Origin of the sequence: Bacillus altitudinis 41KF2b (assembly GCF_000691145.1) — a bacterium.
Classification (GTDB): Bacteria; Bacillota; Bacilli; order Bacillales; family Bacillaceae; genus Bacillus; species Bacillus altitudinis.
Genome location: NZ_ASJC01000001.1, coordinates 223990 through 236000, shown reverse-complemented (window position 1 = coordinate 236000; position 12011 = coordinate 223990). Strand labels below are relative to the sequence as shown.

Below are 12011 nucleotides of genomic sequence, written 5' to 3'. Positions count from 1 at the left end.
GAAATCGATCGTTTGATCAAATCTCCCGGGCTTTTATCCCTCCGTGTCCATACGGTCTATTGTCTAAACCCTATGTGTTTTCTCTCGGTCCAGACTGCGCTGCCCGCACGGAACCCTAGAAAACCAATTCATGATAATCAGATCTAGCGTAGAGCCGATTCTGTATGAAAAAGTGTATCACACCGTGATATGCCGGTCTACCACTTTGCTTTTTCCCTTCAAATATACTTGTTCATTTTTCGAAAGAAAGTGGATGAAAGCGAAGTATACTAAATGTTAGAAAGAGGAACGACCACATCACTGATATAATAAAACAAGAGGTGGATCAAATGATGATGACCGACGAACAAAAACACGAATTTTATCAAGCACTTGTTGATAAGAATCCGCAATATGACGGCACGTTCTTTGCAGGTATTAAAACAACCGGCATCTTCTGTCATGCCACATGTACTGCTAGAAAACCAAAATATGAAAACTGTGAGTTTTTCTTTACAGCAGAGGAGGCGCTGCTTGCAGGGTATCGGCCGTGTAAGCGATGCACGCCTTTAACATATCCTAACAGCATTCCAGAAGAAGTCAAAACACTTGTATCAGCAGTTGAAGAGAGTCCTGAGAAACGGTGGAAAGAAGAAGATTTTCGCCAATTAGGGATTCACTCTGCAACAGCTCGGAGAAAATTCAAAGAAATCTATGGAATGACCTTTGTTCAATATGCTAGATCACGCCGAATGGGGCTAGCGTTTAAAGAGATTCTGAACGGAAAAAAAGTCATTGATCAGCAAGTCACCTTCGGTTACGAGTCTTCCAGTGCCTTCAATGATGCCTTTACGAAAATCATGGGGAATCCACCCAAAAAGGCGCAAGTCAATATTTTGCATGCGAATTTTATTTCTACTCCGATTGGGCGGATGATGAGCATTTCAGATGCAACCCATGTGTATTTGCTTGAATTTATGGACAGGCGAGGATTAGAAAGAGAAATTGAGAACATCAGAAAAAAACATCATGCCCGTATTTTAGTTGGAGAAACAAACGTCCATCAGCAATTAGCAAAGGAATTGGCCTTATATTTTGAAAAGAAACTCACGCAGTTTACTGTGCCACTTGCTATACATGGCACCCCTTTTCAGAAAAGGGTATGGGATCTTCTATTACAGATTCCGCCAGGCGAAACGAGATCGTATCGAGATCTTGCCATCATGCTTGGCGATCCCCATTTGGTTCGGGCAGTTGGAAATGCAAATGGTGCCAATCAGTTGGCCATCATCATTCCTTGTCACCGAGTCATTCAAACAAGCGGTGAACTTGGCGGATATGGCGGGGGAATCGAACGAAAGAAATATTTACTTCAGTTAGAACAGCGTCTATAAAAGAAAAAGCGGCTCTCCTTATGATTCAAGCGAGCCGCTTTTTCCGTCACGAGTAACACTGTAAACATCAATCATTTGATCCCATTTTGAAATGGTTTTTTCTTTTTTCATCCCCATTTTCATTGCGACCTTGACTGACGCTTCATTGTCAGGGCGAATTAAGCTGACCATTCGCCTCACCTTCATTTCGTCAAAACCATACGCAAGACAGCCTTTTGCAGCCTCAACAGCATATCCTTTTCCCCATGCCGATCTCTTTAGCATATAGCCAATTTCAAGCTCTGTTTGTCCTTCGACGTTTTGGAGAACAATTCCGCTTTGTCCAAGTGGTTCTTTCGTTTCTTTTTCTTCAATGATCCACAGGGATGTATGGTACGTGCGGTCATTCTTTTGATTCCAAGCAATCCACTCTTTTGTCTGCTTTTCATCCTTTAGTGAAGGATAATACTTCATGACCTCTTCATCTTGGAACAGCTTTTCATATAAAAAAGGCGCATCGTCTTCATCCATTGTTCTCAGTCTGAGGCGCTCTGTTTCAAACACGATCCGTGTTTGATGTGTCATTTGTTATCCCCCCTGCTTACTTGCTAAAAATATCTCCGAACAACCCATTTGAATCTGGGGCAAAGTAATGGAACCCCGCACCCGTTAAACTAGCAGCTAATGCGGTCCACATGATTAAACTGACCGTCATCCACACAGTGACTTGTTTTCTTTTCGTACCGAAGCTCATACACATAAAAGCCGCTAAATGACTGCCAATAATAAAAGGACCGATAAGTGCCAAACCAGGGAGACCGTACCGTTCCCAAACCTTTCTGGCTTTCAGCTGTTTTTTCTCTCCTTTTTCATCATGTTTCTCCTCTTTCCTCTTCAGCCACCACGCTTTAAATCGGTCCACGAAGACGATGAGTAGCAAGACGGTAAGAAAGTTGCCGACGAATCCAATAACTGCCGTTGTCACAGGATGCAGACCACTTAAAATCCCCAGCGGAACGACACCAACCACTTCAAAGAAAGGTAAAGCAGCCAATATAAAAACGAGTACATACCCCAATACAATATCCAATCACAGAACCCCTTTTCATTTTTGTCCTCTTCTCATTGTAAAGAAAAATGTGATCCCATATCTACATTTTTTTAGAAAAAGAAAAGCACATCGCAAGTGATGTGCTCTATCTACATTAAATGTTCATTTTTCTTGTTTGTTTTCCGTAAAAAAGCGATTGTGAGCAAGATTAAAATCACAATGGATACCAGACTTGTGAAAAGAAGCATGAGAGGTGATGTCCATCCAAGCCATTCGAATAGGAGCTGCGGTCCGAAGAAGATCAGCGGAATGAGCGACACCATATTGGCTTTTAAAATGGCATTCAATAAGATAATACACAGCAGTAACAGAAGAATGACGCCCCATCTTTGGCTCGAGGTCAGCACAAGTAAAGGAGTACCAAGTTTTTGGTCCAATAATTTCACTGTGATCAAGGCTGTCATCTGAAAAACACCTAATATCCAAAAGTAAAAGAATGCCCTCCTGCTTGTTTGAAAGGCAGAAGCCCTAAACATCACAATGGTCATGATCACATTGGCCACTATTATTAGCGGATAACCAATGAGTGCATACCAAGAATACGATAAACTTTGACTGATGGCATCTGCTAACATCATGTAAAAAAGAGATCCAATTAAAAAAGCACTGACAAACGGAACCCAATCTTTATGGTTTCTAGAGAGCTCTTTTGATAGCTCATCAGCAAAGCCCCGTGGATCTCCGCCAAATACATCTTCCCCTGTTTTCCCATCTTTCTCAGCTTCGACAGCGTGTGTCGTTAATTCATCCATCACTTCGTCGATCTCGTCTTGATTTTTCCCTTTTGATATGAGATAGAGTTGCAGCTCTAATAAGATGTGTCTCGTTTCTTTTGTTACCATCTTCTCACTTCCCTTTATGTAATAATCGCTCTACATTCCCTGACAGCTCATTCCATCGCATGGTAAAATCAGTCAGCGCTTCTTCGCCACTTTGTGTGAGCGTATAGTATTTCCTTTTCGGCCCGCTCGCCGATGCTTTTGTAGACGTATGAACTAGTTGTTCTTTTTGCATGCGCAGCAAGATCGGATAAATACTCCCTTCACTAATTTGATCAAACCCATAGTGCGCAAGCTTCTTTGTCATTTCATACCCATAAATTTCACCTTCAGAAATAATCGACAGCAGGCATCCCTCTAAAATTCCTTTTAGCATTTGTGTTGATTGTGTCATCATCGATCCTCCGCTTTCAGTACCTTGCATGACAAGATAGTTTGATCTTACCACACACTATCTTGCCATGCAAGATACCGACTCAGAAAAAAATCACCGCTTAAAGGGTGATTTTTAAGCCCAAGGCTTATCCGTCCCAAGTGCGTCAGCCAAAGCTTTACTATGCTTTCGGCGGCTTTTTCTTTCCTCTGCCCGCTGCTTCGCTGTTTGATGAAGCATGATTTCTTCCTCTGTTTCCGGCATGACTTGTGGAACTCGTTTTGGCTTCCCGTTTTCATCAAGCGAGACAAATGTAAGAAATGAAGTTGCTGCGAGTCTGCGCTCTCCAGACATCAAGTTTTCCTTAATGACTTTGACGAATACTTCCATAGAAGATGTGCCGACCCATGTCACATAAGATTCTAAGCAGACGGACTCTTTCTGTCCAATCGGCTCTAAAAAATCAACTGAATCCATTGATGCGGTGACTGTTTCACTACGGCTGTGTCTTGCTGCCGAGATGGAAGCAATGTCATCTATATAACTCATTAATTTCCCGCCAAATAACGTTTGGTGGTTATTCGTATCGAGGGGGAATACCCTGCTGGTTTTCACAACTTTTGATTCCTTGCAGTATTTGAAATTTTCTTCACTCATCGTCATAGCTCCTTCTTGCTGTTTTCGTTGATGCGGAACGACTTTTATTAAACACTATTCTATTAGGTTTGTCTAAACTTTTTGCTTTAGTCTCTCATGAGAGATTTTCTTTCGGAAATGTTTCAACATTTACTAGAAGGAGGAATAATATAACTATCGATAAACAAGGAGGCCCTTTGATGGATTCTATGAAATCAGAGAAAGTGTATAAAACGCCGCAATGTATGAGTGAATATGATGATTTACAAGAAGTCCTCTTATGCAGTCCAATTTATATGGAAATTAAACAGATCATCAATGAAACCCAAAAGCATTTTGCAAGAGAAAATATTTCTCAAATCAAAGCCCTCACGCAGCATAAGCAATTCATCCAAACGCTGAAAAACCATCATGTCCGGCCTGTCCTTCTTCCTGCAAATGAACGTTTCCCTGAACAAGTCTTCACTCGGGATATTGGATTTACAATTGGACAGACTTTATTTGTTTCAAACATGGCAGCCCCTGTCAGACAAGGAGAAGAACATTCCTTAAAAGAATGGGCACAGACAAAAGGATGGACAACCATCACGCTGGATGATGGAACGATTGAAGGCGGCGATGTGCTTGTAGACCAAACCCGTGTATTTGTGGGGATCAGCAAAAGAACAAATCTAGCCGCCATCCAGCAGCTCAAAAAAGAACTGCCGAATCACGACATCATTCCTATTCATCTTCCTTCTCACATTTTGCATCTTGATTGTGTGATGAATATTCTTTCTCATCATGAGATCTTGATTTACCCTGAAGCTTTTACGGAAAAGGATCTTCATATGCTCAAAAAGCATTATGATCTCATTGAAATAAGTGAGCAAGAGCAGTTCACACTTGGACCAAATGTGTTGTCCATTGGTCAGAAAAAAGTCATCAGCTTACCAATCAATCAAGAAACAAATGCTGCATTAACAGCCCGCGGCTACACCGTCATTGAAGTAGATTTTTCAGAAATCATTAAATCCGGCGGCTCTTTTAGATGCTGTACATTACCTATTAGGCGTTCATAAAAGCCAAAAAGCCAGCTTGTCTACTCGCTGGCTTTTTAAACGCTTGTCTACTTCCCTTTATCTATTTCCTATCATATAAATGACAAGCCACTTCATGTCCTTCTTCGACTGCTTGTAATACTGGCTTTTTGTCCGCACATACATCCATTGCAGCAGGACATCTTGTCCGAAATACGCAGCCGCTTGGCGGATTCACTGGACTTGGAATTTCTCCCTTTAAAATAAACCGCTTGCGTTTATCTTCCACATCAGGATCTGGAATCGGGATAGCAGACAGCAATGCTTGTGTATATGGATGAAGTGGTGTTTTATATAAAGCATCACTGCTGGTCATCTCCACGAGATGTCCTAAGTACATGACACCGATTCGATCGCTAATATATTTGACCATCGATAAATCATGGGCAATAAATAAAAACGTCAATCCTTCTTCTTTTTGCAGTTTTTTCAGCAAATTCACGACTTGAGCTTGAACGGATACATCTAGTGCAGAAATCGGCTCATCTGCCACGATAAACTTTGGCGATAAGGCGAGTGCTCTAGCAATCCCTATTCTTTGCCTCTGACCTCCGCTGAATTCGTGAGGATAGCGTGTAGCAAAATCATGACTTAGCCCCACCGCTTCAAGCAGTTCCTTCACGCGCTCGATCCTTTTCTTTTGACTGCCATACAATTGATGGATCTCCATCGGTTCTAGCATAATATCTTTTACAGAGAGCCTAGGATTTAAAGAAGAATACGGATCTTGAAACACCATTTGAATTTGTCTATTGAAATCAAATGATTCTCGGTTCGATAAGTGATGGAGACTTTTCCCTTCATACAAAGCTTCACCTTCTGTCGGGTCATAAAGCCGCATGAGCACTTTTCCAAGTGTAGATTTACCGCAGCCTGACTCACCAACAAGACCAAAGGTTTCGCCTTGTTTCAGCTGAAAGGTGACACCATCTAATGCTTTTAACGTTCTTCCTTTCGATAGATGAAAATGCTTTTTTAAGTTGTTGACTTGCAGAAGTGGTTCACTTCCCATCACATCTCCCCCTCTCAGCTTTCAAATACCGCCTTGTTCCTGCCCATTCCTGTTCATATGAAGTACCAGAAAGAGTAAGAAGTTCAATCTGTCTGCCCGTTTTAGGCGAGTGAAGCATCATGCCATCTCCAGCATACATCCCTACGTGACGAACTGCTCCCTTCCCATTGTCATTGGCAAAAAACATGAGATCACCTGGCGCCAAATGATTTGATGCGACTGGAGTTCCTTGAACTGCTTGGTCACTTGCGTCTCTCGGTAATAAACATCCACACGCTTTGTACATACTGTAAACAAAACCCGAACAGTCGTAGCCATAGCTGCTCATGCCGCCCCACAAATATGACAGTCCAATAAATTGTTTTCCTATGGCTAAGGCATCCTTACCGCTCATAGAAGAAGGTGATGAAGCGCGGCGCACATCTTCTTTTTTGATTTCTCTTCTTCCTACTGGAGTCAGAACATCAAAGGAATCGCTCCTTTCTTCAACAGGTGCTAGTTCTGTTAAAAAACTAACCTCCATATCCGGTGTTCCGTTTTGATATAAAACCGCTTTTTTCTGACAAACAATCAAGGGACTAGCAGGTGGTTCACTCTCTGATACTTCATTTAATTGCTCTACAGGTATATAACCTGGATAGCCTTGCGGGTGTTTCCGGCTTGCCTGCTGCGGGATGACAACTTTCATCCAGCCATCTGTTTCCTCCAGCCCAATGACTCGTTCGCCAAGCAGTACTTGGGTTTGAATAAGGTTTTCTTCACATAAGGCCAATTTCTGTTCATATGTTTGCTCATCAATCCATTCTTTGATCTGGACGGAACTTTGAAGAACGTGTCGATCTATTTCTCTCGGCGACTGCGGTGCTGTCCATATATTTGCGACTGGAACCTTTGATTCATATAACATCATAAGACCCCTTTCACTCTTTGAATGCCTAACCCATGATGCAGCGGAAAGAGAATATCTTTTCCTTGATAGACAATTCCTCCGTCTATTAAGTCCTCTTTTAGCATAAGCGGCGCATCAAAATCGTAACGGGTAATATTCGGCTGGCTTGCAGCAAGATGAGCGGCTGCGGTAATCCCTAGTTTTGATTCGATCATACTGCCAACCATGCACTTGACGCCGTATGCTTCTGCTAAACTATTGATTTTCAGCGTTTTTTTGATACCGCCTGTTTTCATTAATTTTAAGTTGATGAGATCACAGCTTCTCGTTTCTAACACCTTGATGGCATCATGGAGGCTAAAAATACTTTCATCTGCCATAATCAATGTGTCTGTTGCTTCCGTCACCCGGCGCAGACCCTCGATGTCTTCTTTAGGCACTGGCTGCTCGACTAGTTCAATATCGAATGCCTCCATTTTTCGAATGGCCACAACCGCTTCCTTCCATGTCCAGCCTTGGTTGGCGTCAAGCCTGATTTGAATATCCGGCCCGACTTTTTCTCGAATCCGTTTGATCCGCTGAATATCCGTCTCTATATCATCTTTTCCCACTTTGATCTTTAAGGTACGAAAGCCTTCAGTTGCATATTGCTTCGCATCCTCTGCCATTTCTAGCGGACGGTTGACACTGACCGTATAATCCGTTTCCAGCTGATCACGATAACCACCAAGATATTGATAAAGCGGCAGGCCAGCCTGCTTCGCTAAACCATCGTAAATCGCCATATCTATTGCAGCCTTTGCACTCGTGTTTCCTACAAGTACACGGTCGATCGCTGAAAAGATTTGTTCATATTGTGACAATGAGGCCCCAATCAAGAGCGGCCTCATCACAGCGCAAATAGCATAGTCGATGCTTTCCAGTGTTTCACCTGTAATGACCGATGTCGGCACTGCCTCTCCATAGCTGACATCACCTTGATCATAGGTGATGATCACAATAAGAGATGCGGCGTCATACACCGTTCTTAATGCTGTTTTGAAAGGCTTCTTTAGCGGTACATTCGTTCTGCATGTGCGAACATCTACGATTTTCATTTGATCGCCTCTTTCGCTGCAACACCTGGGGAAATATGAAGTTTTTTCCCTGTAGCATCTAATGTTGCGTGCACGCCGATTGGAATGGCGAAGTTTGGAGATGAATGACCGATCCGAAAACCACCAAGTGCAGGTTTCTGTTGCGGAACAATATACGTCTCCCATAACTGATCGAGCGTTAACGACTGCTCTTTCTTTTTCGGCTCACATTGATGAAAATCACCAATGATAAATCCAGCCGCATCACGTAATTTTCCTGCAGATGCTAAGTGCTGCATCATTCGATCGATTTTATATGGTTCTTCGTCAATATCTTCTATCAATAAAAGCTTCCCCTTTGTATCAATTTCAAAAGGTGTACCGAGTGTCGTGACAATAAGGGCAAGATTTCCTCCGGTGATTTCGCCTGAAGCCGTGCCATGATAAAAAGTATGAAGAGGTGACAGGTGGTTCGTATACGAAAAGGCTTTCGGAGTGAATAGCTGTAAAAAGGTATCCTTTGTATACGGGTGAACCCCTTCAAGTCCCACATCAGAGGAGAGCATTGGACCATGAAAGGTCACAAGACCCGTCTGCTGCTGAATCGCTGTATGTAAAAACGTAATATCACTGTATCCCCAAAAGATTTTTGGGTTCCGGCGAATGAGGTCATAATCAATGGCTTCTGCAATTCTTCCTGTTCCGTATCCTCCGCAAGCACAAATCACTGCCTTCACGTCTGGATCTTGAAACATGTGATGAATATCTTCCACTCGTTCATGATCATGACCTGCTAAATAACCATACCGGGAGTCGATATACTTCCCCTTTTTCACCTTTAGCCCTAAGCTTTCTAAAAAAGAAATACCTCTTGCTAATTTCAGCCCATCAGGCGGGCTTGCTGGTGCAATGATTCCCACTGTATCTCCTGTTTGAAGTGCCACTGGCAGATGGTTCATGCCAATCCCCTCTTTCTCTTCGTTTCTTTCAATCTATGGGCATCTTCTTCATAACATGAACGAATAAAGGAACAGACGCTTTTTTCAAAGCGTCCCGTTCTCTCATTCTTTTCATTTACTCTCCATCTACCTGCGCCCATTTCAAATCAATGTAACCAACAGGATGACGGACAATGCCCTTTACGCCTTCTTTTTGTAAATAGACTTGGTTATAAAAATGAATGGGAATGATCGGTGCTTCTTCCATGAGAAGTGCCTCGGCATCATGCAGCATACGATTTCTCTTTTGTTCATCTGCTTCTTGACTCGCCTTTTTGATCAGCTGGTCATACGTATCATTTGACCAACCTGTCCGGTTCATCGCATTTCCTGTTTGGAAGCTCTCTAAGAAATTGATTGGGTCTGCATAGTCAGCTAGAAATGAACTTTGCGAGAATTGGAATTTGAGTGCCTTTTGATCTTCTGCAAACACATTTGCTTCCATGTTTGCAAGCTTCACATCTACCCCTAGCGCTTCTTTTAATTGCTGCTGAATGGCTTCTGCTTTTTTCTTATTTTCAGGCTTTGTACTATATGTTAATGTGACGGGCGGCAGCTTTGAATAGTTCTCTTCTTTCAACCCTTTTTCTAATAGTTTTACGGCTTCACTCGTATCATGTTTGACAAGGTCGCCACCAGCTTCTCTGAAATCTTCACCCTTTGAATCTAAAATTCCTGGTGAAACGAAGGCACGTGCTGGCTTCTCTTCATTTTTCGTTACATACTCTACAATATCCTGAGGATTGATCGCCATTTGAAAGGCTTTGCGAATGTTCTTATTTTGAAAAGGCTCCATGTTGACATTTAGACGATAAAAAAACAGCCCTGCTTGATCTTCAATTTGCACATCTTTGCTTTTTAACAGGTCTTCACTTTGTTCTGCCGGAACGAAGGCCGTATCTAAATCTCCTGATTGATACATTTGGTAATCTGTGTTTCGATCACTGATCATGAGCCATTTCACTTGATCCAGCTTGACCGTTTGTTTGTCCCAATACGTGTCACTTTTTTCCATTGTAAAGCTTTCATCATGCTTCCACTCTGTCAGCTTAAACGGTCCATTACCGACAAAGGTTTTCGCATCCTTGGCCCAGTTCGGGTCCTTCTCCGCTACCTTCTCATTCACCGGGAAAAAGGCAGGGTTTGCGGTCATATTTAAGAAAGATTTCTGCGGGTATGCTAGCTTGACCTCTAGCGTTTGATCATTAACAGCCTTGACTTTTACATCTTCTTTCTTCCCTTTTCCGCTGTTAAACGCTTCGCCCCCTTCAATCATATAAGCTAAGAATGCCGCAGAAGAGCCCGTCTTTGGATCTAGCAGCCGCTTCCACGCATATTCAAAGTCACTTGCTTTGACTGGGTCACCATTTGACCACTTAATCCCATCCCTTAAATGGAACGTGTACGTTTTTCCGTCCTTTGAAATGTCCCATTTTTCCGCCATGGCAGCAGATGGTTCGTGCTTCTCATTCAGTCTCGTTAATCCTTCCATTAAGTTATTGAGCCCTTGCCAGGACACATTATTAAAACCAATGGGCGGATCAAATGATGTCGGTTCATTTTCATTATTTAATGTTAAAACTTTCTCTTCGCCCTTGCTTGAAGATCCTTTGCCTGCTTGCTCATTGGCTGTACATCCTGCAAGCAGCATCACTGCGATAAAGCACATACTGAGAATCCAACCTGTTTTTCTCATGAAAAACTCCCCCTTTGTGTTGAAGATAAAACCGTTTGCTTCGCTCGTTCATCTTGAAGCCAGCAATGTACTGCATGTGTAGGTGAACGCTGCGTTTCATGCGGCATGATATGATCACACACTTTCATCGCAGACGGGCATCGATCGGTATATGGACATCCTTTTGGCGGGGCAAATAAATCAGGCGGGCTTCCTTCAATAGGAATGAGTTCATCTTTCATATCCAGCCTTGGAACGGATTGCAGTAGCCCTTTTGTATAGGGATGCTGCGGACTGTAAAAGATATCTCGCCTTGTCCCAACTTCAACGATTTTCCCCCCGTACATGACGGCCACTCGATCAGCGACTTGTGCTACGACCCCTAGGTCATGTGTGATTAAAATAATCGTCACGCCTGTTTTTTTCTGAATCTCCTTAAATAGTTCTAAAATCTGCGCCTGTATGGTGACATCTAGTGCAGTTGTCGGTTCATCTGCAATCAGCACCTTCGGCTCACAAATAAGAGCCATTGCAATCATGAGCCGCTGCCTCATGCCACCGCTGAATTGATGCGGATATTGCTTCAGTCTCTCTTTCGGCTGCGGTATCCCCACCAAGTCAAGCATACGAAGCGCCTCTTCTTTCACTTCTTTTTTTGTCAGCTTCTGATGCACTTTTGCAGCTTCCATCAGCTGATCCCCAATTGTTAGCGTCGGGTTGAGTGCCGTCATAGGATCTTGAAAAATCATGGAGATATCGACACCACGGATGCTGCGCATGTCTTTTTCAGATAATGACAGCAAGTTGCGATCACGAAACCAAATTTCCCCTTGATCGACTTGTGCGCTGTATGCAGGGAGAAGCCGCATGATACTTTGAGACGTCACACTTTTTCCGCAGCCTGATTCTCCTACAATGGCGAGGGTTTCTTTTTCATACACATCCACATTCACCCCGCGTACCGCTTGAACAGAACCGCCATATGTCCGAAAGCTAACATGCAGATCGATAATCCGAAGCATTTTTTTCAT

General features: G+C 42.9%; 13 protein-coding genes and 1 riboswitch. Of the genes, 2 read left to right on the top strand and 11 right to left on the bottom strand.

Annotated elements, in window-relative coordinates; all coding sequences use genetic code 11:
• Positions 1-20: 20 nt before the first annotated feature.
• Positions 21-130, bottom strand: a riboswitch (guanidine-I (ykkC/yxkD leader).
• A 199-nt stretch (positions 131-329) separates the two neighbouring features.
• Complete coding sequence (locus BA79_RS01235) at positions 330-1373, top strand: bifunctional transcriptional activator/DNA repair enzyme AdaA (protein ID WP_024719619.1); 1044 nt, start codon at positions 330-332, stop codon at positions 1371-1373.
• An 18-nt stretch (positions 1374-1391) separates the two neighbouring features.
• Here BA79_RS01235 and BA79_RS01230 read toward each other — a convergent pair whose 3' ends face one another.
• From BA79_RS01230 to BA79_RS01210, 5 genes are all read right to left on the bottom strand, one after another.
• The gene (locus BA79_RS01230) at positions 1392-1937 is read right to left on the bottom strand and encodes a GNAT family N-acetyltransferase (protein ID WP_035700479.1); all 546 of its coding nucleotides are present in this window, start codon (positions 1935-1937) and stop codon (positions 1392-1394) included.
• 16 nt (positions 1938-1953) lie between these two features.
• Complete coding sequence (locus BA79_RS01225) at positions 1954-2442, bottom strand: small multi-drug export protein (RefSeq protein ID WP_035700478.1); 489 nt, start codon at positions 2440-2442, stop codon at positions 1954-1956.
• A gap of 110 nt (positions 2443-2552) precedes the next feature.
• Positions 2553-3305, bottom strand: coding sequence for an HAAS domain-containing protein (locus BA79_RS01220; protein ID WP_035700476.1), 753 nt, complete (start codon positions 3303-3305; stop codon positions 2553-2555).
• Between the two features lie 4 nt (positions 3306-3309).
• On the bottom strand, positions 3310-3636 hold the full coding sequence (locus tag BA79_RS01215; protein WP_035700473.1) for a PadR family transcriptional regulator: 327 nt from the start codon (positions 3634-3636) through the stop codon (positions 3310-3312).
• Positions 3637-3750: 114 nt separating this feature from the next.
• Positions 3751-4272: an acyl-CoA thioesterase gene (locus BA79_RS01210; protein WP_008346212.1), complete on the bottom strand. Its 522-nt coding sequence runs from the start codon at positions 4270-4272 to the stop codon at positions 3751-3753.
• Positions 4273-4451: 179 nt separating this feature from the next.
• On the opposite strand from BA79_RS01210, the gene BA79_RS01205 reads away from it, so the two are divergent.
• The gene (locus BA79_RS01205; protein WP_035700470.1) at positions 4452-5312 is read left to right on the top strand and encodes a dimethylarginine dimethylaminohydrolase family protein; all 861 of its coding nucleotides are present in this window, start codon (positions 4452-4454) and stop codon (positions 5310-5312) included.
• Positions 5313-5373: 61 nt separating this feature from the next.
• Here BA79_RS01205 and BA79_RS01200 read toward each other — a convergent pair whose 3' ends face one another.
• From BA79_RS01200 to BA79_RS01175, 6 genes are all read right to left on the bottom strand, one after another.
• Positions 5374-6342 (bottom strand): ABC transporter ATP-binding protein, encoded by a 969-nt coding sequence (locus BA79_RS01200; protein WP_035700468.1) that lies wholly within the window; start codon positions 6340-6342, stop codon positions 5374-5376.
• On the bottom strand, positions 6332-7249 hold the full coding sequence (locus BA79_RS01195) for a C40 family peptidase (protein WP_035700465.1): 918 nt from the start codon (positions 7247-7249) through the stop codon (positions 6332-6334). The genes BA79_RS01200 and BA79_RS01195 overlap by 11 nt, the downstream gene beginning before the upstream one ends.
• Positions 7249-8328, bottom strand: coding sequence for a dipeptide epimerase (locus BA79_RS01190; protein ID WP_035700462.1), 1080 nt, complete (start codon positions 8326-8328; stop codon positions 7249-7251). Before BA79_RS01190 ends, BA79_RS01195 begins: the two co-directional genes overlap by 1 nt.
• Positions 8325-9266 carry a S66 peptidase family protein gene (locus BA79_RS01185; RefSeq protein ID WP_035700458.1) on the bottom strand — a complete coding sequence of 314 codons (942 nt, stop codon included), beginning with the start codon at positions 9264-9266 and terminating at the stop codon, positions 8325-8327. The genes BA79_RS01190 and BA79_RS01185 overlap by 4 nt, the downstream gene beginning before the upstream one ends.
• A gap of 115 nt (positions 9267-9381) precedes the next feature.
• Positions 9382-11001 carry a peptide ABC transporter substrate-binding protein gene (locus tag BA79_RS01180; protein ID WP_035700454.1) on the bottom strand — a complete coding sequence of 540 codons (1620 nt, stop codon included), beginning with the start codon at positions 10999-11001 and terminating at the stop codon, positions 9382-9384.
• The gene (locus BA79_RS01175) at positions 10998-12011 is read right to left on the bottom strand and encodes an ABC transporter ATP-binding protein (protein ID WP_007498841.1); all 1014 of its coding nucleotides are present in this window, start codon (positions 12009-12011) and stop codon (positions 10998-11000) included. Before BA79_RS01175 ends, BA79_RS01180 begins: the two co-directional genes overlap by 4 nt.

What these genes read in the sequence shown, in the direction of transcription:
- BA79_RS01235 (WP_024719619.1), top strand. Translation starts at nt 330, where the DNA reads ATGATGATGACCGACGAACAAAAACACGAATTTTATCAAGCACTTGTT.
- BA79_RS01230 (WP_035700479.1), bottom strand. Translation starts at nt 1,937, where the DNA reads ATGACACATCAAACACGGATCGTGTTTGAAACAGAGCGCCTCAGACTG.
- BA79_RS01220 (WP_035700476.1), bottom strand. Translation starts at nt 3,305, where the DNA reads ATGGTAACAAAAGAAACGAGACACATCTTATTAGAGCTGCAACTCTAT.
- BA79_RS01215 (WP_035700473.1), bottom strand. Translation starts at nt 3,636, where the DNA reads ATGACACAATCAACACAAATGCTAAAAGGAATTTTAGAGGGATGCCTG.
- BA79_RS01210 (WP_008346212.1), bottom strand. Translation starts at nt 4,272, where the DNA reads ATGAGTGAAGAAAATTTCAAATACTGCAAGGAATCAAAAGTTGTGAAA.
- BA79_RS01205 (WP_035700470.1), top strand. Translation starts at nt 4,452, where the DNA reads ATGGATTCTATGAAATCAGAGAAAGTGTATAAAACGCCGCAATGTATG.
- BA79_RS01200 (WP_035700468.1), bottom strand. Translation starts at nt 6,342, where the DNA reads ATGGGAAGTGAACCACTTCTGCAAGTCAACAACTTAAAAAAGCATTTT.
- BA79_RS01195 (WP_035700465.1), bottom strand. Translation starts at nt 7,249, where the DNA reads ATGTTATATGAATCAAAGGTTCCAGTCGCAAATATATGGACAGCACCG.
- BA79_RS01190 (WP_035700462.1), bottom strand. Translation starts at nt 8,328, where the DNA reads ATGAAAATCGTAGATGTTCGCACATGCAGAACGAATGTACCGCTAAAG.
- BA79_RS01185 (WP_035700458.1), bottom strand. Translation starts at nt 9,266, where the DNA reads ATGAACCATCTGCCAGTGGCACTTCAAACAGGAGATACAGTGGGAATC.
- BA79_RS01180 (WP_035700454.1), bottom strand. Translation starts at nt 11,001, where the DNA reads ATGAGAAAAACAGGTTGGATTCTCAGTATGTGCTTTATCGCAGTGATG.
- BA79_RS01175 (WP_007498841.1), bottom strand. Translation starts at nt 12,011, where the DNA reads ATGAAAAAAATGCTTCGGATTATCGATCTGCATGTTAGCTTTCGGACA.